Source organism: Lewinella sp. LCG006 (genome assembly GCF_040784935.1).
Taxonomy (GTDB): Bacteria; Bacteroidota; Bacteroidia; order Chitinophagales; family Saprospiraceae; genus Lewinella.
Map to the genome: position 1 here is coordinate 864407 of NZ_CP160680.1, position 22476 is coordinate 886882.

Consider the following 22476-nt stretch of genomic DNA (forward strand, 5'->3'; position numbering starts at 1 on the left):
CTTGAGGCGAGTACCTCAGAATAGACTAATACTACCAATTAAAATACACAAAACGCTAACAATCAGTTTTTTACAAAAAAAACAAGACTACACCTAAGTATAGTCTTGCTAAAAAAACAAATCATTATTACATATCTTATAACAAACATTTTCTTCTGAGCTGAAGCATCAAAGCCATGTGGCAGGGTAAGCGATCAGGCTCCTCGTAATAGTCGCTGACGGGTTCGCGTCAGGCTATTTTTCTGCTTTGCTATTTTAAAATTAATTGTCAATTTAGAGTGCGTTTCACAAGGGTAACTGCCAGCGGGTATTGAGTAGTTGTTCTCCCCAAGTAATTTAGCTAGCCAAAGAGGAAGCGTAAATGCTTCTTCTAACAAGAATTTATCTTCCGCAAACCATTTATTCCTATCAGACTGGGTAAACTGCGCAAGAGGAAAACTCAACTGAAATGTATTGCTGAAAGCATACCAATACAAATGCGCTGCCCATACCGGACAAAGCCAATCTTTAGGAAGAATTACAGTATGAGGAAGCATTTTACAAACGCCACTCCCTGCACATCCGCGAGAAGGAGAACCAAAAACGACTTGCAACGCGATACTCGTGCTAAGTTGATTGGTACCTGATTCATCCAGCATATCCAAATTGCATGGTATAGCACTTCCCGATGTACAGACAGGGGGGATAAGTTTCATATTTACGAGTATTCAAAAGTATTGAAAACCAGGGACTAACTTTTGATACTCCAAAGGTAAGAAGTGATTCAGGTAAGGGCAGGACAAAAAAGGTCTGTTTGTTCGTGAGATAATTTCAACAGAAACGAACGCTTATTTACATAAAGTATTATTAATCAATTTTTTATAAAAAGCCAATCCCTTGAAACATTAACAGTCACGCCTACACTTAGTATTCGAACTAAAATAAGATGATCCAATTTGATTTACACACTCACTTACGGAATTTCCGTATGAATTCAGGGATGAGGAGAAAGTATTCTTTATGATTCTTCTGCTGTACGGCGAGGAGAGTAGCTTTTTAAATCAAGCCGTTCAATCGAATACGTCCATAATTTCTCGTAGGGAAGAATTTCGATTTTATAGGTTTGATTAGCATTCTCCAGCGGGATATCCTTTAGCTTGGAAATGAAATTTTGGGCTTTCCTTTCTACAGCCACACGATGAAAAGCACCTTTAGGAAACGACAGTAACATCTTTAAAAAATAGTAGGAGCGCAGGGTTTCTTCCTGATGAAGATAGCGCGCGCAGTATTTCTCCAGGCTTTCTAATTTATCAATAGCTGTACTGTATTTATTCTGTTCTATCAAAAAGAGCGTCTGGATAATTAAAATCGCGATGTTCATTCCCCGCTTGTCTTTCGAATAAATGGGGGTTTCGTTGATAAATCGGCCTAAGCGGAATTTAGAGAAAGTGGTATTTTCTTCTTCAACTTCCAACTTCCCAATATTACCTAGATAGTAAAGATACGCCCAGAAAATGGTCCAAATTTCTTTGACATTTTCAGGCAAAAACTTCATCCTTGGGTTGTTATCAACTTCTTCATAGATATGATATGCCTCCTGGTACTCTCCACTATGCATGGCCAAGAGGAAATAAAGCTCTTGGTACTTGAACCAGTTGAAGCTGCCTTCCGTCTGTAGGCTAAGGCATTTTAAGGCAATCTTTTTCCCTTCTTTATATTGCCCCAACTGAGTACAGGACAATAATTGGTAATAATAAGCAATCTGTAAAGGAGTAGCGGCGGTATAATCTTTTTGTTCAAAAAACAACGACATTTCCTCTCCAGCATGGTAAACTGCTTGAAAATCATTGACCATATTTTGCTTGATCAATTTTATCAAAAAGTAGTAGAGATTGAGTCGATAAGAATTTGATTGCTGACGATACTCCTCCAGCTCAATCAGCGCTTGCTCCACTACCACCACCAAATGATCCTTGCTACTTTTGCTATTGACATACTCGATCATGATGTCCGTATAATGCCTTTCTGCGATATCCTCCCAACGGCAAATCTGATCAAAGGTCTCATACATTTCTCGGTAGTGGTGATATTGTTTCACATCCCCAAGTTGGGCACCATAATGAAGCCTAAGAATTCGAGAAACATCTCTGGTAAGTTCTGTAAATTCGTATTTGTCGGCGTAGCGAAGTACCTTTTTAGCTAATTCCTTGCAGGATTGATAGGCATTCTTGGCAAGCAGGATATTGATCGTCGCCCAATCCTTGTAACACTCATAATAAGCACTCTGCCGATCTGTATAGTTGCTTTTTTTTACGTCCAAAAAAAACAAGGTATTCAACATCCTACTTTTCAGTCCCGCTTTGAGCTTGCGGTAGTTGCTGCCTTGATTTGAACCGGGGTAAAAATAACTAGCAGCATCTTCGTCGGTCTCGAATTTACCTTCTGCTAAGCCGAAATAAAATTCATTGATATTAGAGTCCTTACGTTTCTTTAGGTCCAAAATCTCAATTGATTTTGCCTTATTTCGAGTAATAAGGAGAGCAAGTTCCTTGAGCGTTTCCATCAATTTTAAGCTTTAATTATTAGATATTCTCTTTAGACACACGATAGGAAAGGGATTAGGCTAGCGTAAGCCCATCTCTCCCATTCAGTAATGAGGTAATGCTAAAGCTGAATAAATAATTATTACGGAAGCACACTTCCCAATAGGAAGCACAACGCTAGGAATAGCGGAGGTGAGTAAATTTTTCATGCAATTAATGATTTGTATAAAGCAGTCTGCAAGCCGCACCGATCAAAACCATCGGTGATAACTTTCTAAATTTCGTCTATGTTGTTCATATGTTGGAATAGCAAAAATCTACTATCTCTAATAAATTAAGCCAAAGGAGCTAAAAAAAGCCCCTACCTCAATCAATGCTAAAGTAGGGACTTTTTATTAACTAGTCATTAGGGGGGAATTGACTATCTCATAGCTCTTTTCAATTGTATAGTTGCGGTTCCCAATTTTTCATGTGATAACAACGAAATGTTGGTAGTACAAACGTAGGCAAAAACAATTTAAAAACTACCTACAAGACCTGGAAAAACAAACCACCTTAAATCAATCAAAAAAAGCCATTAAAAAACCTAACCTATTTAAAATGAATTATTTGAGAAAAATAAATATCACTTTTTAGGTCCTGTTGTTTCGACAATAATGATTCGATAATGCTTACTGTTTTTCAAAAAGTTAACTGTGTTTAGTTGTAATTTTTTCATGTCATGTGATTTATCCCGTTTATAAAAAATGCAGCAATAGTGCTACACGAAGTCAATACTTATATGTGTGGCAAACAAGGAAAAAGGCCAACCATTGCCTTAGGTTGTCGCTTTAATAACCTTGTTGTTGGCCTTGCTTAGGCCTGTATAAACGCAATACACGCAAAGTACAGGGCTTACCAAGACGGAAACCTATTGTGTTGTTGTTTGATTCAGCAATACCGACAAGTAAGCAGGTTGGGTCTTGCCCAATCCACTTTAAGATCAGTATAAAAATGAGCTGACCAGGATAGTGTTTAAAACGTTTGTTTTCGGGACCAATAGCTAGATATATCAGCTAACTTCTTATGCTGAAAACAGCATAGAAAAATTGGCAGCAATATCCGCTGTGGGTAGAATAAAAAAAATTCAGTTGAGCCTACCGGGAACTGGCAGGGCGCAATGAATTAAGGTAGGTAGAATAGCTTTTGTGTGCTCTTGTTTGGGTAAGACAAATATATGGAAATTTTATTAATACATAAAAAGAAATCCCATTATTAATGAAAATTATTGTCTAACAGGCCAATAATGTAATCCCAAAGTAGCTCAAAAGGAATAATTTCGGTGAGAAAGCTGGCTTGCCCAGCTTCTTCCAGTGGGTGAAGGTTCATTTTATCGAGATGCTTCGCGGCTTTTCTCTGAACCGCGGCTTTATGGAATGAGTTTTTTGGTAATTCCAATAAAGCTTTCAAAAAATAAAACGACCGTAAGGTATCTTTAGTAAACAAATGCCGGCGACAATACTGCTCCACGGCATCAATCTTGGCAAAAGTATCTTGGTAACGTTGTTGAGAAACCAACAACAGAATTTGGATGATCAATATGCTCACATTCACCCCTCGTTTATCACGGGAAAAGATAGGAATCTGGTTGAGAAACCGCCCAATACGAAACTTGGTAAACCGCTTGTCGGCTTCAGCTTCGGGTAATTTCCCCAATATGAATAAGAAGTAGAGATAGGCTTCCAGTATTCGCCAATATTCTTGAATTTCCTCTTGTTGTGCTTTGAATCGAGCGTGCCCAGTGGCTTGACAAAAAACTTCGTAAGCAGTACTCAACTCCCCCGTGTGAAGTGCCAATACCAGGTAGGTTTCTTGAAATTTAAACCAGTTGTAAGACCCTTCCTGTAAAAGTGACAAACCTCTGTTTACGAAATCGGTAGTTTGTGCAAATTTTCCCAACTGAAAATGACAAAGAAGTTTTTGGTAATACGCAATTTGCAGGGGAACACTGGCTTCATATTCCTTTTTTTCAAAAAAAGTAATCATCTTATCGCAAACCTTATCGGCAGCGTTATAGTCTGAAGAAGCTGTATAAATCCCCATCTCTAGCAGCCCCGCATAAAGATGCAGCGTGTAAGCATCCAACTTATCCGTATACGGGCACAAGGAAAGGTGAGCTTTTTGTGCTTCTTCTAAGATAACCTCTGTAGCTGCTTTCTTACGAACAAACTCACTGATAAAACGAGTGTAGTTATCTTCCGCCATGATCTCTGCTCGCAATATCTCTTGCAAACGTGTGCATTCCACTGCATACTCTTGGTATTTGGCATGATCCCCGGCTACTGTACCGAAATGCATCTTCAGATTTCTACTTAGATCAAACGCCAAATCATTGAACTCATAACGCAAAGCTTGACGAAGGGTTTGCTCAGCCAATTCTACTGCCGCCATCCGCGCATTTTTACCAAACAGTATCTTACTAGCTGCCCAGTTCTTATGAATTACATAATACGCCTGTTGCCGACTATTATAAGAAGGGAGTGATAAATCGACCAGAAATAGAGAAGCTATCAAGCGGTCGATCAGGTCAGATTTTAATCGCCTAAAAGCCCCTGACTTGCTCGACTGATGGGTAAGTTTACGAGCGAGTTCATCATCTCCAACATCATCCGCCAACATTTCATACATTTCTCCCAATTGGGTATTAATACTAAAAGGGAAGCCGAGTTTCCGAATAGAACGCAGCTTAATTCTAGTAATAATCTGGACCAATTCCCGGAGTACCTGCATAAAAGTTTAAGATGGATGATCGATGGCAATTTCTAAATAATCAGCACCCGATCAGTTAATTGATTCAAAAATGTACGCCCCACAGGGAGTGCCGCCTCTCCTACGTAAGCAAGCCTTTCTTTGGTATCAATTTTTAACAAATGATAAAAATTAAGGACATAGCTTTTATGAATCCGCACAAACTGATCGTCGGGTAAGCTTAACACTAGTTGCTTGAGCGAAATTTTACTAGTGTACTTTCCTCCTTTACTCGTGATGAAGTAACAATAATTTCCTTCTGCCTGGATATACCTAATTTCATCATAATGGATTCGATGTAGGATATTTTGTTTCCGAATAAAAATATAAGCAGAGGAGGGTTGTGTTTCGTTGTTCATAGTATTCAAACCTAGAGCATGTCTCGGTTCGGGGAACCGATTGTGAAAAATTCTACTTCTGTGTTAAAGAGTTGGGCTAAAACTATTTCGTAGCAACGGTAACAACAGCCTTTAGATATAATCTAAATTTAAATACAGACTAAAAACAATAAGTATTGTATACAAAGTAATTTGACGGAAATAACTGATTCCGTCACAAAGTAAAGATAGAAAAATAAATTAAACTGGATCTTCCCTTCCCCATGATTGCCAAAGCGGATTACCAACCGGCAGTTCAGCCACCACGATTTCTTCTTGTTCTGTCAATGGATCTATGAAGGTCAATTGACGAGCATGTAAGGCAATTTCATTAGGCTGCTGCCCCGTCGGGCCTCCGTATTTCTCATCACCTAACAGCGGACAACCCATACTCGCCAATTGAACCCTTATTTGGTGAAACTTCCCACTCAGAGGACGAATCTCCATGCAACTAATATTGGCATTTGTTTGAACAACTCGGTATTGTAATTCCGCCATAACAGCCCCCGAACGAGGTTCGGTAAAGGCAACCGCACATTTATTCTTCTGGTCTTTTTGCAAGTAATGAATCAATGCACCTTCCTTCTCAGGAGGTTCACCCAGGCACATGGCCCAATAGACCTTCTGTACTTTTCTATCGGCAAACTGTTGGTTGAGGTGCCGTAATGCACTTTTCTTTTTAGCCAGTATAAGCACACCACTTACCGGACGGTCTATTCTGTGAACTACCCCCAGGTAAGGTTCCCTTGAATACTGCTCTTGCAAGTAATTTTTTATTTGGGTTTCTACACTTGGGTAATCCCAAAGTTGCTCTACATTTAATCCAGCTGGCTTGTTTACCGCTAGCCAATGTTTGGTTTCTTTGATAACCGGGGGATGGTTTTGATGCTTCATAATAATTACTGGGGTAATGCTTTCACTAAGTAAAAAAGACGGAAATAACTGCCCCCGTTTTTTCTACCGATTCGCGAATATTTTCACGCAAGCTCCTTTTAGTCGCTTGCTTAGAAAATTTTAGCGAATCAAAAACGGGGGCAGTTATTTTTAATCCGTCACTAATGAGGCGACCTTCGGAAACAACTGCTCGGCTAATATTCGTTGTCCTTCTTGGCTTAGGTACTCGCCATTGCCCTGCCAGTACTTTGGTTCCTTCTCCTGATGAGGTACATTGATGATTTCCCACTGGGCATCAACTCGTTTCAGGAGTTGTTCAAAGCTTTTGAGATAAGCATTATCATGACTGGCGGTACCTGCTGTAGCTACGATAACCGGCAGCTCGGGATAAGCCAGGCGCACCTTTTTCAATAACTTTTCCCAATCTTGTAGCTCTTTGATCAATAACGGCCCCGACTGCTTGCTGGCATACTGGATCAAAAGCGCGTCCAATCTTTGTTGCAAAAGCCAATCTACCCGGTCAGCAGCACCGCTAACAGATTCTCCTTTTATCCCTGCATTGACAACTTTCACCGGTAGCAAAGTCGACAATTGTTCTGCCAGGAGTGCCGGGTAGGCTTCCTCAGGAGGCAACCCAACACCAACCGTCCAATCCCCACCCAGGCAGATTAATTTCCATGGTCTGTCCGAAATTACTTCTCTACCATTTTTTGCTTCACTACGCTGTTCTCCACAGGACATCTGAAGGAGTATAAGCAAGAAAAAAAACAGCACTTTGGGTCGCATTACTTCAGCTTGGTTCAATTAAAAGAATGCAAAATACCAAGTATTCTCCAAAAAACGCCATGGGTGATCCCCTGGCCACTCGACAACTTTGCTGTCACATGAAAAACAAATGCGCTATTTATTTTTGTACTACTCTCCTACTGATTTTTTACTTTCGCAAAAATTGAGCATTTTGTGAAACAATTTATCTGATAAATACATATAATAATTTGTTGGGGTAAGATTTGAATCTCCAACACACTCAACCCAATAGTCGAACACAAGACTAACTTTTAAGAACTACACACGACACGACACACACATACTATGAACAATGCTTGACCTGCCAGCGCCGGTCGAGTGGTAACAATCTGTGCAATGGACAATCCCACTTCTATCCTCTTTGCCGAGGATAACCCTCAAGACGTACGTTTATTAAAATACGCACTTTCCCAACTTGACAGTCAAGTCAATCTTCTTCATTATCCCGATGGTCAGGAATTATTGGCGGCACTACCTGATTTGTATGCTGCAACAGTGGCTTGCGTATTGGTTGACTTGAATATGCCCTTTGTGAATGGCTTCGAACTCATCACTCAACTGCGGGCAAATGAAGATTTTCGCCATGTCCCTATCATCGTTTTCACGAATACCAATAGCAATGAAGAACGCTTGCGTTGCTATGAATCAGGGGCAAATGCTTATGTCCCCAAACCTCTGGAAATAGAAGAGCTGGTCAAAGTAGTGAAGAGTATCTTTGACTTTTGGGTAAGTACAAATACGAGGGTTATCTAGCATCCCCCAGAAAGGAGATATTGCGTTTCAGGCCAGCGTATTTGGTACGCTTCACCGCCGATCGTTTGAACACTTTACGGAAGGTTTCTTCCGTGAGCTCCTGCCAATCGCGTTGCGTCATTTCCAAAAGTTCTGGATGAGGATCGAAGGCAGGCTCTTTGTGTTTAGTGGCGAAGCGATTCCAGGGGCATACTTGTTGGCAAATGTCACAACCAAACATCCAATTGTCCATTTTACCGCTAAAATCTTCAGGAATAGCCTCTTTTAATTCAATGGTCACATAAGAAATGCATTTGCTCCCGTCTATCAGATAGCCTTCGGGGGCAATCGCATCCGTTGGGCAGGCATCAATACAGCGGCGGCAAGTTCCACAATAATCCTTCATCGGAGCATCGGCAGGTACATCCAAATCGCTGATCAATTCTGCTAAAAAGAAATAAGAACCTGCTTTAGGGTGGATCAACAAGGTATGTTTTCCTATCCAACCATTACCCGCTTTTAATGCCCAGTCCCGTTCCATTACTGGCGCTGAATCTACAAATACCCGCCCATCAATCTCTCCAATATTTTCCTGGATGTACTGAAACAGGGATTTCAACTTGTCTTTGATCACAAAATGATAATCTTCCCCATAAGCATATTGGCTGATCTTCGGAGCAGAAGGATCATTTTGAGTGGCAGGATTATGATAATTGTAGAGAAGGCTAATGACTGATTTTGCGCCTGGAACCAATTTCCGTGGGTCAACCCTTTTATCGAAGTGGTTTTCCAGATACCCCATTTTTCCGTGCTTCCCTTGATTCAGCCAATCTTCCAGCCGCTTAGCTTCTGGTTCCAGGAAATCTGCCTTAGCTACCCCCATAAAACTGAATCCCAAGCGGTAAGCTTCTTCCTGAATGAGTTGTTTTGCCGTGATCTTATTAGGGATGTCTTTTTGCAAAAAAATGTGTTTTTCTAATTATCGCACTAATAATGAAACCAATCATCCTGAAATTACGTACATAACAGTGGTTTAATACCAGCTATAATGTAGCATTAGGTCTCGGCATCTGGGGGGAAGTCGGGACCTTTTTTATTGAATCATCTTATTAGCGTTGTTCTGCTGAGAGCTGTTTTAGTGCTTTCGCTAAGCTTCATCGCAGAACAACGCTATTTTTTTCGGCTCACATAAGTGCACCTTCGGCAACAACCGAAAGTTCAGCTTACATTTTGATCAACCGCCGCAACAATAATTCCTTTCCGTCAGCCGTCTCCAGGCGAATCATGAATACCCCCTGCCGAAGGTTACTTAAAGAGAGATAAAACCTATTGTCAAGCACCGTTTCTGTGCCGCGGTAAACCAAACGGCCACTAAGGTCAAAAATTCGGATATTAACAGCCCCTGTTTGATTGATGTGAACCGTCAATTCCTCCTCAAACGGATTAGGAAAGATTTTTGCTTCCGCAAAAAAGTCAACACCAGAGCAATCTTCATCTATGCCATTGTCTGCGATATCAGGGGCATTAGGATAAATGTTGTTGTTGGTATCATCGCAATCATCGCCGTTTGCAGCATAACCTGCAGGTAATTCGCCACAAATTTCAATCGCATCTTCACCATCACCAAACCCATCACTATCGGCATCTCGGTAATAAACGAAAAGGGGTAAACCTTCGTCAATTTCGTTGTTACAATCATTGTCTAAATCATCACAAATTTCCGGGGCACCGGGGTACACCTGGTTGCGTGTATCATCACAATCACCAGAAGTGGCGGTCAATTCACTGGCCAGGTAAGCTGCTGCGGATGGTCTTTCACAACTGTCCATAATTACTTCTCCACTACCATAACCATCGGCATCAGCATCAATGTACCAATCCTGGGTGGGGAAAGCCTGGGCATCATTGTCATCACAATCTGTATCTACGGCTATTAGTTCTGTGGCCAAGTTGCCAAAGTTAGGCCGTTCACAACTGACGACTGTTGTACCATCACCGTAATTGTCTTCATCCTGATCCAGGTACCACACCTGACCGGGAAACTCCTGGCTATCGTTGTCATCACAATCGGTATCCAATGCCAATAGCTCAGCAGGAAGGTATCCGAATGCGGGGCGCTCACAGCTTACCATTGTACTGCCATCACCATAGCTATCACCGTCGCGATCGAGGTACCAGGTTTGGCCAGGAAATTCATTGGCATCGGCGTCATCACAGTCGGTGTTATCCATGACGTACCCTACCGGAGCAGTGCAAGCCGCAATACTTTGGCTGGCGTCCCCATAAGTGTCCTCATCGGTATCCAGATAGAAGGTTACCAAAACCCCTTCGTCAATATCATCATTACAATTATTATCCAAACCATCACAAATTTCAGGGGCACCAGGATATACGGTGTTATTGTTATCATCACAGTCTTCGTAACTGTAGAATCCATCAGCATCTTCGTCTTTGTAAAACAGCGATTCTGCGAGCGCAAAAGCTGTCGTTCCGATGTCAATACCAATTAAGCGACCGGGCATATCATCTACCGGTGGGTGAATTCCTCCCCAAATACGGGAAAGGCTACACTGATCAGAGGCATCACGGTAGGTTGCCCATTCGAGGGTGACATCCATACTTGGGCCGTCTTCAAAAACCAAAAACTCGTTTTGAGGAGCCTCAAAACGCCCTACCCCACCTGGGAAAAACGGATCGCCAGTGACAGCAGTCATAATCTCTGCAGCTGCTCGAGAAAAAGTCGAATGCCCGGAAATATACCCTGCAAAGTTGGGAGACACAAAGGTTGGTCTTTGGTAGGGCCACCAGTTCTCTGCCAAAATCCAACCAACGCCGGCATCCTGTATTTCTGGGATGGTCACAAAATCAGGGCCTCGCCAAGCTTTAAGTTTTATTTTACCCACATGCTGTCCGGAGCTACCAGCGAGCGGGTCTCCTTCATTCACCAAAGCAATCAAGCCATCGAGTAATTGTATTCCTCCAGGGTGATAGGAAGGCAAATTAGGATCGGTACTTTGCCCCAAATCGGCCATTGCGCGAATAGCAGAAACGGGCCGCAAATAATCGTACCAACCTTTGATGCCCCAAACAGTTACCGCCGCGTCGTGCATCGCTCCTCCGAGGGCTAGATAGGTTTTCACTTCCCACTCTAAGGGCTCTAACACTTCGCCCTTACCGCCAAATTTACGTACCAAGTTGGGATCGTCACTGACCGTATTAAGAATCGTAAACCAGTGCCCAGGAGGGGTTTCAGATTGGGGGCCATCTGCCCAGAATTCGGCCAATACCCGGGCGTAATCACCTCTTGGTACCAATTGAGGTTCATAAGGTGCTCCCGTTGCAGGGTTGAGTGCATGCCCATTTCCTATATCCCCACCGTTGACGAGATCATAGAAATCATGCAGGCCCTCAATGCTTGTTGGATAATCCTCGACGGCAATGTTTCCAATGCTAGCAGGGGAAATATCCCAGATTACCCCATCATCAGGACTAAGATGAGAAGACCAGGCTGCTACTAAACCAAAGGTATACTGATATTCGGCTGACAAGCCTCCTCCTGTTGCCGTCTCCAAACTCGGTGGAGGTCCGGGATCGTGGTACACATAGTAAGAGTGGCCATCTCTTTCGTAGATCGTTAAATCCTCCGCATCAAGAGCGAAGGGTGCAACAGCGCCCCACTCTGGTCCTAAAAACGAGGGGGTATTTCCTGGAAAAACATTTCCCGACTGATCTACAAAAACACTTAAAGTGAGTGGTTGCCAACGATTATAATCCGTAATATCAGGATTACCTGGAAATTCAACGATCAGCGGATCGTTGACAGGTTCATAAAATTGATTAGCGTAGTCAAACTCCTCATTCGATCCATCCTGCATCCCGAAAGCAATCAATTGCTGGGCAATGTAATTACCCAAAGCTGCCGGAGAACCTGTACTGTAATCAACGGAAGTAAAGCCTGCATTATAGCCTAAATCAGCGAAAAGCGTATTAAGGTTATTGAGCGTCAAAAATGCTCCCGGAGAATTTTGAAACCGATGGCGCAAAAGGCGGAAAGCGGCATAACTAATCGCTTCTTCCCGAGCAGCCTCAATATCACTAGGCATGGCGGGCGGTGTGAAGGGGCATTCAAAACCATCTACCGTCTTCCCCAGAAAATACGTTTCAGCCTCCTCATCGTATACTGCCCAAGCATCATACATGGCAATAGATGTATGAAACAAATTTCGAGCGTGCACCGTGGGCCGGGCAAAATCTCTACGAATTGCACTCAACAAAGCTTCGTTCCACTCTCGCGCTACAGACTGAGCTGTAACTGCGGAAGAACATAGCAGAAGTAAAAAAACGAGAAGGGTGGTAATTGCTCTTATCATGATGATCGCTTTTCTATTTTTTGGGGAAACAAAAATATACGAATAACCTTTCAGTCTCAGTATAAACAAAATTAAGAAAAGGCTCAAGTATTCCCTATTTACAGCAGCAGGAAAACGTTAAACTATCGGTAATTAGCCTCAACTACATTAATTACCTACCTATTATTTGGTAAATTCGTTGTGCAGGCCGTTGATCAAGTCAGCATTTCTGCCTTTTGCTCTCTTTCTTAACTAAAACAATTGACAAGATGAGATTTAAACAGACGTTTTTACTCGTACTATTATTCAGTGCTTGTGCTTCCTTTTTGTTAGCTCAGGAAACCTTACCCAACGCTTCCAAAGATATTACCAAGCTTAGCTTTGTCCGACCGGAAGGGCCAACCCTGAATGACCTTTCTAATTATGGTAAAATAAACAGGACAGAAGGTACCCCTTACCTCTACGATGCCTATACCCCAGGGCGTATCCGCTTCGAGGGACAACCGAATTTCAGTGAAGCACTGGATGTATTGCTTGACCTCGAAAAAAATCAACTTTTCGTAAAGCTTTCAACCGGCTTTATCGGTGAATTCCCCCTTGATCGGCTGGATGCTGTAATGATCTACGGGCCACAGGACACGCTCACCTTTGAAGCATTGAATATGCGAGAGCTGTTTGGCGAAGGGGATTACGGACGTCGTTTTTACAGGGTGCTCCATCGTGGTGATCGCTACCTTGTACTCCACCAACCGATTAAATATCTACGCAAGGAAGACTACGTAGAAAACCTGGGGATGATCAGACGGCCAGACAAATACATGGAACGCAACCAATACTGGGTCTTTGATGGTGCCAGCATTTACGAAATCAAGAGTAACTTGCGCCAAATATCCAAAGTCTTTCCTCGAAAGGCCGCTGCCATGAAACGATTGGTAAACGCCAATGACCTGGACTTGAACAACCAAAATGACATGGGGCGCTTGTTCATGCTTTTGGAGGCGGAGGAGTGATTATTATATAAAAAAATGCCTGCCCTAAAGACAGGGCAGACACATCAAAACAAAACGAAAAACCAACTTTAAACAAGTATATTCTTAGAGGTTCCTGAAAAGATTTCAGGAACCTTTTTCTTTATAGAATTTAACCTCACCAGGTCTTATATTGTTGTATCACAAAGTGTTAAGAAAGTCTTAACGGTGTCATAATTTCACCATTACTACTGGGCACGCATACGAACGGGCAATTCCACCTCTTCTCCCTTGCGCATGATGGTCAGTTGTAATACATCACCTACTTTAGAACGCCCTACCATTTCCGTAAGTTCCGGTACACCATTAATGGTACGGTTGTTTACTTTGATGATAATATCACGTGGTAATAGACCTGCATATTGCGCCGAGCCACCATCTACCAACTCATCAATCACCACTCCCTGATTAATGTCAACACCTAGTTCTAAAGCAGCATCGGCATCTAAAGGATAAATACTTACTCCCAAAAAGGCACGTTGAAAGCTTCCAAACTCTATAATATCATCCGCAATACGGGTCACTAAATTGACCGGAATAGCAAAAGAATAGCCTTGAAACATTCCGGTACGCGTAGCGATAGCGGTATTGATACCTAGTAAATTTCCGTTTGCATCAACCAGTGCGCCTCCACTATTACCTGGATTAACGGCAGCATCCGTTTGCAGAAACGACTCGATCGCGTCTCTCCCCGGGATAAGTTCCAGACTACGACCTTTCGCACTGATGATACCTGCGGTGACGGTGCTCGTCAAATCCAGGGGATTTCCGACAGCCAATACCCACTCCCCTATTTCGGCCTGGTCTGAATCGGCTAATTCTAGCGTAGGTAGATTAATCGCATCGATTTTAATGACCGCCAGGTCTACTTTATCATCCCGGCCAATAACGGTAGCAGTAAACTTTCGATTGTCATTCAAGGTAACCGTCAAGGTCTCTGCTTTTTCAACCACATGGTTATTGGTAATGATATACCCATCCGAAGAATAGATAACCCCTGAGCCTGTTGCCGCTGATGGCCCGCCGAAAGGACTACCTTCATCGAAGAAAAAACGTAAAGGGCTATCGGAAGATTTGGACGTACTTCCGGCAGCAGAGATATGAACGACCGATGGGGTGGCTTTTTTGGCGGCTGCTTTGAAATCAAAAGTAGGGTTGACCGACATTTGCGGGGAGGCCGCTGCTCCAGGAGCAAAATTCACTTGTCGAACGGGCAGCTCCGTAGCTACTGCATTGTTGGGCGAATACTGGTAAAAGAAAAAAACGCCCGCCAGGGCAATGGCACCACCTACGGCACCAGCCAGGATTGTTTTCAACCATTGTTGCATAAGTCCGATTTTTATTCTCATGAATTTAAGCGCAAGCTTTCCGTAGATTAACGAGTAAGCTATTCAATTAAATACCTTGAAAAGGAGAAAAGTTGTCATCTGTAAGCTCAAAAGCTACCAATCAGCATCCAATTGCGACCAACTCACCAATACCATGGATGATTAGCTACGCGCTGCACTCCAGTGGTTTCCGGCTTTAAGCGTTTGGCACGGAGCAGGCTTTCACGTCGGTGTGGAGCATAGCCAGGTTGATCGGGCAATAACTGCTGAATAGCATTAGCACCATTATCGGAACCACTGTGAATAAAAGCGCCATCCCCCAAGTAAATCCCTACGTGGGTGATTTTTTGCGAACCATCTTCCCGCAAACGACCGAAAAACAGAAAATCACCCGCTTGGAGGCCTTTCAAGTTTTCGTTATACTCTACTGGTTGGCCGGCCTCTACTTGTTGAGAGGCGTCTCTAGGGATGATCAGCCCTTGTTGCCAGTAAACCGTTTTAGTAAAACCGCTACAATCCATTGCTTTGGGGCTGGTGCCTCCCCACAAGTAAGGTTTACCCAATTGGGCTTTGGCAATCTCAGACGTGAGCGAAAAAGAGGGAGATACTTTATCTAACCAACTGGCAAAAGACGCTAACGCTTCACTCAAGACGTAAGCTTCACGACCATCTGGATAAAGCACTTTGGTGAACTTACCTTCCGTATCTATGCTTACCAAGATATCACCTTTCACTAAATCACCAACTCGCCGACCTTCGGTAGCTGCAACCTGGTAGCTATAACCATTTTCCGCAGTAAAAATCACGCGGTTGGCAGTTTTCCATTCATTCATCTCTGCAGCCGTCATACGTACCAACTCACCTCCATGTAGCCAAGCGAGATAGCCATCCGGACACTGAACAAAAAACCACTCTTCATCTTGTTTCAATACCCTCAATGGTGTACCCAACAAGACTTGGGTAGCTAATTCTTGTGAATGCCCTTTTTCCGAACGCAAATTGGCCACTGAATGGCGGCTCAAGGCATAAGTAGCATCACCTAAATCTGCTGCTGGCAGCACCTTAATGCTATCGACAATCTGATAATTCACGGCAGCCAGGGCATTGAGAAGGCTATCTTTTGCCTTTTGTAAGGTAGTCTCTCCCGTTAAATAAAGTTTACCGTCTTCTTTGATCATTCCTTCCACCTCCATTCGGTTTACTCGTCGATCTGGTACGAAGTGAGAGGTGATTCCCTGCACTAAATCCCCCAAGGCGGGCGGCCACGGGTCGATTGTTGGGGTTCCACACCCCACTGTCAGCAAAAAGAAAGAAAAGACTAAAAAGGAGTAACGACTCATAGCAAAAGCGCAAGTTGTTTTTTACGCAGGAATAGAGGTGGTCTAAGATGAATAACAGAGATAGAAACGCACAGGGAAAGATAGTGATTGTGGGAGATTTCAGAGAAACTCAAAAAACAAGCGGGCTGATAAGTGTTGATACTTACCAGCCCGCTTTATCAGGCAAAATGAAACAAGTCTCTCAGATTAGTAAGAAATAGCTTCAGCACTTCTCATGCGTACACCAGCCTTTGATGGCTGATCTTGCGTTACGTTAAGGGCTTTGTTGGTTTGGTCAACATCTCCTTCGCCAATGGTTGAGCCATTGTCTTCAAAAACATTGCCTTCCAATAGTGCTTCACAGATACCGCGGCCTTCGCGTTGGTTGTAGATAGCACCACCCCGAACAACTGAGAAATTGTCAATGAATGTACTGTTCTTGATCATCGGCTGGCATTCACCGTAAAGGCCGCGATTCAAAATACCGGCACCGTACATCGACTCGTTGCCCTTAAAACTGCAGTTTGTGATTGTTGGATTACAAGTGCCAAAATTTCCATCATTAAAAATGGCACCCCCGTTGAAGTCGGAGCGATTGTAAACGAATTGACAATCGCTAATTGTTGGAGAGGTTTCCCCCTCATTCGCGTAATTATAGATTGCAGCACCTTCCCGAGAGAAGTTGTTGATTAAAATGCAATTTTGGATCATTGGAGAAGAAACACCGAATTCACCGTTGTTGTAAATACCAGCTCCACACGTAGTAAGGTCAGCACCTTCTACCAAGCCATCTGCATAACCACCAGTGATGATAAAACCATCAAGCATCGTAGCAGCACTTGCGTTCTGAAAGTAAACAACCGTATAGCTGTTGTCTTCAGGAGCTTCTGTACCAATCTCTCCACTCAGAATGGTTTTGGCTTCACCCAAAACGCGGTCTGTTAGTTTCTTTTCCTCGCCGATAAAGCCGCCGTAAACCTGCACACCATCAGGGATGATGAAACTAGCTGTACGATCTGCCTCATTGGTTGGAAAGTAAGTACCGTTGGCCACCCAGATGATGTCTCCAGCTTTCGCCTTTGCCAGTACTTCTTGTAAATTACTTGCGGCATCTTTCCAGGAGGTTCCTTCACCTTGCCCGTCTGAGTGCACGAAGTAGTGATTGTTTGCCTGGATACTCATCGCGAGCCCTCCCAGAAAAACGATCATTGTTGTTAGTAAAATTTGTTTCACGCCTAATTCCTTTTGAGTTGTTTGATAAAGTCCGGAGAAGGCACAGCACGGCTTATTCTCCAAAAGTCCTTTGGGAAGTAGTGAAGTCGATTCATAGTATTCGATGGGATGACCGAATTACTTGAAAACGATTTAACACCTTCCAAAATGGATGGCGTCAAACAAAAGTCAAACTTGGTTGGGATAACACTAATTAATCAACTGGGATGACAGTCAATTAGCCAGTTCATAGATAGTTGAACAGCTTGGGATAAAGCTACAAAACTATCTTCGGAAGAAAAAATTTTCTCCCTATTTAATTGGCGTGTTGGATTGTATTGTGTTGCTAAATACTTACCAGTGGGATAAAAAGCAAGTATTAGCTGCGATTGTGCTGATAAACGGCCCTAAATCAGATTAGTTTCGTTTAAAAGCTAAATTCTTCCGTAAAGAAGCGGAAATTATTTCGTTTCGCCAAATAAAAACCGAAAAACGAGCTAAAAATTTATTTTACGGTAGGAAAGCATTATTTTTCGCAAAGCAATTTAGTCCTTGAATAATTCTAATGACATTTTGCTCAAATCATAACTTCTCTTCTAAAAAAACGCCTGCTTCGTTTCATCTGGGCTTAAACGTCTCTTTATCGAGCAATATTTTGCCTGCACGTAAACGAAAACTTCAAAGGCTTGACGGATTTCGCGAAACAAATTTACTTGTACTTAATTTATGGATTTACAGGAATCCTCCCATTAAAGGTATACTGTTGGAGAGCCTCTAAACAGAGCAATTTGCCTAGAAGCACAACAAAATCCAAGGATTCCCGTAAACACGTATATAGTGTAAGTAATTACTAACAATGAACGGTGACTTATAGCTTTTTACAAAGTCTTAAAAAACAGTCATTGTTATGAACCGTATCAACGATATTCAAACACTTTACCTATAATAATCCCTCTGGCCAATGGCTGGAATGAACATGAAACAATTTTTATGATGGTAAGAAGAATACTCCTATCACTCTGTGTGGTATTGCTGTTCTCAGCAATTGGCCATACACAAGACTTTCACTATTCCCAATTCTCCAACGCTCCCCTCCAACTCAACCCTGGTTTAACTGGTGTCTTTGCAGGGGAAACCAGGGTTGCTGCCAGCTACCGCAGTCAGTGGAATCAAGTCCCCGTAGCCTATAAAACATTTACCGCCACGGCCGATCACAAATATACTTGTGGACGACCAGGCCCGGGGTTTTTCGCATCAGGTATTGCCCTTAATTATGACCAGGCTGGAGCTTCCAGGCTCTCGATGGCCCAGGTCAACCTTTACGGATCTTACACCTACCCCCTGAATGACCAGGCTTTCCTTACCGGTGGCCTTACCTTCGGCTTAGGTCAGCGTGCTTTTGATACCGATGACCTACGGTTTGACCGGCAGTTTGATGTACTCGTTGGAAGATATGATGCTAACTTGAGTAGCAACGAAACTTTTGCCAACCAAAGCCACATCTTTATGGATGCAGGCTTAGGCATCAATTTTCGCTGGCAAGAATTGCAGAGTGGTTCCCTGATCGATTTACTGGAGGACCGCTCAAAGCTTGATGTAGGAATTGGTATTCATCACCTCAATCGTCCTGACATGAGCTTCATTGAGGATGAGAAAGTAAACCTTCCCATCCGTTGGAGCCCTTACGCTACAGGTACCATACAGGTGGGCGATCCGCTGGATGTTCAGCTAGCAATGATGGCTCAGTTCCAAAACACCTACCGGCAGTACCTCGGCACTGCGGGATTAAAACTGCACCTCAATCGCGACCCAGGCCAGCAATGGTCTGTATTGTTAGGTGTAGGCTACCGCTTCGATGAATTTGGCGATGCCTGGTACCCTGCATTGGAGATCAACTACCATGAGATCCTTAGTGCCAGCCTTAGCTATGACATCAACATTTCCGATTTTAATATTGCCACCAATCGCCGTGGAGGACTGGAACTCAACGTTCGCTACCTCATAAAGAAGGTATGCCCATTACCCAACTTCAAGTTCTGTCCACTTATCTAATCCCACCACATGAGCAAGCGAATTATGAAACGATTACTTCCCCTCTTTTCCCTCTTACTCTTTTTTGGCACCAACGCTTTGGCACAGCCACTGAGTGAATGGATCAGCGCAGCAGATGCTGCCTACGCTAAAGAAGATTACTACAGTGCCTATCGTTACTACGATGTTGCATTGAAATACGACTCTACCCGCATGGACCTGTGGTATCGCCTAGGTGAAAGCGCACAGGAATTTACAGCTTACACAACGGCACAAAAGGCTTACAAAAGGATTTTTGCCAGTGAGTACCGGGATTCTTTTCCGTTGCTGACTTACCGGATGGCACAAGTACAACAAAAGAAAGGCCTTTACCAAGAAGCTTCTAACCTCTACGAACAGTTTGTCAATAGCGATCATGAAAACGTAGATCCCAAGTACTTCGACGAAGCAGAGAAACAACGGATCAATGCGGAATGGGCGATTGATGTAGCTAAGCGCCCCGCAGAAACCAACATTCATCACTTAGTAGGAGACGTCAACTCTGCCAATAATGACTTTGCTCCCTTTTATCATAATGAAACCCTGTACTTTTCCAGTTTAAGGTACACCGACAAACAAGACTCTATTGTACCCCGCCGTAGCCTGGCGCGCATTTTTCACCAGCAACCCGGAGACGATAAAGTAGAGCAACTTCCAAAATCAATCAATCAAGCAGGCCGGATGGCGGCTCACAGCGCCTTTGATAAAACGGGGGAGAATGTATACTTCACCCTCTGTGATTACGAGGGCGGAAGTACTGATTTCCGTTGCGAAATTTACTGTGCTACTGTTGAGTCTGACGGCAAATGGGGCACACCGAAGCGTTTACCGCTCAACGATGCCAAGGCGACTAATACCCAGCCCGTTGTAGGGGTAGACCCTGCTACGGATACGCCTTTTCTGTATTTTGTTTCTGACCGGGAAGGCGGCCAAGGAGGATTGGATATTTACCGCTCAGAAATCCTGCCCGGAGGTCTTTGTGGCCCGGTAGAAGCGGTAGATGTTGCCAATTCAGAAGGTAATGACATTACCCCATTTTACTACGCGCCTACCCAAACCCTCTACTTCAGTACCGACGGCCGCTTGACCCTAGGTGGATATGACGTCTATCGCACCTCCTGGAATGGTCGCGGATGGGATCGGCCTACTCACATGAGTATTCCGGTCAATAGTAGCTACAACGACTTGTACTACGCTCGCTTCCCTCAACAGGAGCAAGCCTATTTTGCATCTAACCGGCCTGACTCCTTGGCTATCTACTGGGACAATGGCAGCGATGCCTGTTGTAACGACATCTATAGCGTAGGGATCACCGATGAGATTAAACTGCTGGCCCTTACTTTTCACGCCCTTGAACTTACGGAATTACCAGGTGCGAGTGTAGCCCTTTACGAGCTTAACCCCGGTGGCCGACGCCTGATCGACAGCATTCAGAATCCCACCGACAACGATTTCAATTTCCTCGTTTTGCCGGGTAAACAGTACGAACTGGTGGCGACCAAACCAGGATTTACTATCGACCGGGATACGCTCGACCTTACTGACCCAGAATTGGCCAGTAAGAAGGAAATTGAACGCCGCCTGTACCTGTCGCCAGACTTAAAACTGGATGTTTTCACCTTTAACAAGTTGGACTCAACTGCATTGATCGGCACTACCGTCTTCCTTTACGAATACCTTCCTGATGGAGAGTTGGTTTTAGTAGACAGTATTGTTAACTCCAGTGCCAATGACTACCATTTCAAGCTCAAGCGGGGCAATCAATACCAGGTATTCACTCGAAAAGAGGGTTATCTGCCGGATCAAACCTTTATTGATACCAATGACCCAGAATTGGCGGATGTATCAACCATAAGTCGCAACCTGTATCTGGAACCAGGCCTGATTCTGGAAGTATACACTTACCGCCTACTCGACAAGTTACCGCTCACTGGCAGTACCGTCTATCTTTACGAATACACCGATGAAGAAGGGGAAGTGCTGGTAGACAGTATCTCTAACTTCAGGGGTCATCAATTTGGTTTCATTGTCAAAAAAGGCAAGCGCTATGTTATTCGCGGCGAACGCGAAGGCTACGGCCCAGCCCTTACCTCCCTTGATTTATCGGGGCCCGAAGTTCCTGAAACAGGTACTTATCGTAAAAACCTTTACCTGGGACAATTGCTGGAAATATTCACCTACGATGCGGTCACCGAACTACCATTACCTGGTGCTGAGGTACGCTTAATTGACCCCAAAACGGGTGAAATCGTAGAGGAAAAAATCAATCCTGAGGGTAATGATTTCCGTTTCTCTATTAACCTGGACAACCCTTACCGGCTAGAAGTTTCCCGCAAGGGATACAAACCGGTTACGGAGATCATCTCCTTCTCTCCTGCAGATTTAGATGCCGGTGGTGGGAAGATCAGCTTTGATGTCTTCCTCGAACCTTACGACGACCCCAACTCCATGTTGCCGTTGTACTTGTATTATGACAATGATTATCCAAACCCACGCTCGACCAGCCCTACTACTGATGTGGAATACGTAAGTACCAATGTGGAATACTACAAAAAGAAGCAAGACTTCATCCAGAACTTCACGGATGATATGGAATTGGAAGAAGCCTTCCGTACTCGTCGCCGCTTCAATGACTTCTTCAACCTGGAAGTACGTGGTGGTCGTTATGACTTGGAGGAATTCTCTAAGCGCTTACTGACATGGCTGGAAGCGGGCAATACCTTTGCTATTGACCTAAAAGGATTCGCCAGTCCACGTGCCAGTAGTGTGTACAATGAAATTCTGAGCTCTCGAAGGATTGTAGCGGTAGAAAACTTCTTCAGCCAATACAAAGGAGGCGCGCTGAAGCCTTTCATCACCAGCGGTGCCCTTAGCTATAATAAGCAACCGCTTGGAGAAACCCAGGCTGACCCTCGGGTAACGGATAAACTAGATGATCCCAAGAATTCCATTTTCAACCTTTTTGCCTCACTGGAACGCCGCGTAGAAGTACGCTCGTCGGCATCCAACAAAGAAAACTAGGATGAGAAACAGGAATAATCAAAGACTTAA

At 43.7% G+C, this 22476-nt stretch carries 15 protein-coding genes; 4 read left to right on the plus strand and 11 right to left on the minus strand.

The annotated features are described in order from the left end of the window. Positions 1–194: 194 nt before the first annotated feature. The 6 genes from AB0L18_RS02905 to AB0L18_RS02930 all read right to left on the minus strand — a co-directional run bounded on the left by AB0L18_RS02905 (position 195) and on the right by AB0L18_RS02930 (position 7366). Positions 195–644: a hypothetical protein gene (locus AB0L18_RS02905; RefSeq protein ID WP_367391083.1), complete on the minus strand. Its 450-nt coding sequence runs from the start codon at positions 642–644 to the stop codon at positions 195–197. 353 nt (positions 645–997) lie between these two features. Then, a complete protein-coding gene (locus AB0L18_RS02910; protein WP_367391084.1) occupies positions 998–2479 on the minus strand; it encodes a hypothetical protein in 1482 nt (493 codons plus the stop codon). 1297 nt (positions 2480–3776) lie between these two features. Next, positions 3777–5291, minus strand: a complete 1515-nt coding sequence (locus tag AB0L18_RS02915) for a hypothetical protein (protein ID WP_367391085.1) — start codon at positions 5289–5291, stop codon at positions 3777–3779. Between the two features lie 32 nt (positions 5292–5323). Then, complete coding sequence (locus AB0L18_RS02920; RefSeq protein ID WP_367391086.1) at positions 5324–5668, minus strand: LytR/AlgR family response regulator transcription factor; 345 nt, start codon at positions 5666–5668, stop codon at positions 5324–5326. Positions 5669–5887: 219 nt separating this feature from the next. After that, positions 5888–6580 carry an RluA family pseudouridine synthase gene (locus AB0L18_RS02925; protein WP_367391087.1) on the minus strand — a complete coding sequence of 231 codons (693 nt, stop codon included), beginning with the start codon at positions 6578–6580 and terminating at the stop codon, positions 5888–5890. A 150-nt stretch (positions 6581–6730) separates the two neighbouring features. Further along, on the minus strand, positions 6731–7366 hold the full coding sequence (locus tag AB0L18_RS02930) for an SGNH/GDSL hydrolase family protein (RefSeq protein WP_367391088.1): 636 nt from the start codon (positions 7364–7366) through the stop codon (positions 6731–6733). A gap of 357 nt (positions 7367–7723) precedes the next feature. Here AB0L18_RS02930 and AB0L18_RS02935 point away from each other — a divergent pair, with 357 nt between their 5' ends. Then, entirely contained in the window at positions 7724–8140 is a 417-nt protein-coding gene (locus AB0L18_RS02935; protein WP_367391089.1) for a response regulator, read from the plus strand. On the opposite strand, the gene queG is transcribed toward AB0L18_RS02935, so the two are convergent. After that, a complete protein-coding gene (gene queG / locus AB0L18_RS02940) occupies positions 8133–9080 on the minus strand; it encodes a tRNA epoxyqueuosine(34) reductase QueG (RefSeq protein WP_367391090.1) in 948 nt (315 codons plus the stop codon). The two genes, AB0L18_RS02935 and queG, sit on opposite strands and share 8 nt — an antisense overlap. 262 nt (positions 9081–9342) lie before the next feature. Beyond that, positions 9343–12489, minus strand: a complete 3147-nt coding sequence (locus AB0L18_RS02945; RefSeq protein ID WP_367391091.1) for a MopE-related protein — start codon at positions 12487–12489, stop codon at positions 9343–9345. 248 nt (positions 12490–12737) lie between these two features. Here AB0L18_RS02945 and AB0L18_RS02950 point away from each other — a divergent pair, with 248 nt between their 5' ends. Beyond that, positions 12738–13478, plus strand: coding sequence for a hypothetical protein (locus AB0L18_RS02950; RefSeq protein WP_367391092.1), 741 nt, complete (start codon positions 12738–12740; stop codon positions 13476–13478). Between the two features lie 206 nt (positions 13479–13684). On the opposite strand, the gene AB0L18_RS02955 is transcribed toward AB0L18_RS02950, so the two are convergent. From AB0L18_RS02955 to AB0L18_RS02965, 3 genes are all read right to left on the minus strand, one after another. Next, positions 13685–14824, minus strand: coding sequence for a S1C family serine protease (locus tag AB0L18_RS02955; RefSeq protein WP_367391093.1), 1140 nt, complete (start codon positions 14822–14824; stop codon positions 13685–13687). A gap of 143 nt (positions 14825–14967) precedes the next feature. Continuing rightward, a complete protein-coding gene (locus AB0L18_RS02960; RefSeq protein WP_367391094.1) occupies positions 14968–16164 on the minus strand; it encodes an NlpC/P60 family protein in 1197 nt (398 codons plus the stop codon). Positions 16165–16350: 186 nt separating this feature from the next. Next, positions 16351–17376: a hypothetical protein gene (locus AB0L18_RS02965; RefSeq protein ID WP_367391095.1), complete on the minus strand. Its 1026-nt coding sequence runs from the start codon at positions 17374–17376 to the stop codon at positions 16351–16353. 969 nt (positions 17377–18345) lie between these two features. On the opposite strand from AB0L18_RS02965, the gene AB0L18_RS02970 reads away from it, so the two are divergent. Then, positions 18346–19407 carry a PorP/SprF family type IX secretion system membrane protein gene (locus AB0L18_RS02970; protein WP_367391096.1) on the plus strand — a complete coding sequence of 354 codons (1062 nt, stop codon included), beginning with the start codon at positions 18346–18348 and terminating at the stop codon, positions 19405–19407. Between the two features lie 9 nt (positions 19408–19416). Then, on the plus strand, positions 19417–22446 hold the full coding sequence (locus AB0L18_RS02975; RefSeq protein ID WP_367391097.1) for a hypothetical protein: 3030 nt from the start codon (positions 19417–19419) through the stop codon (positions 22444–22446). The last annotated feature ends 30 nt before the right edge of the window (positions 22447–22476 follow it).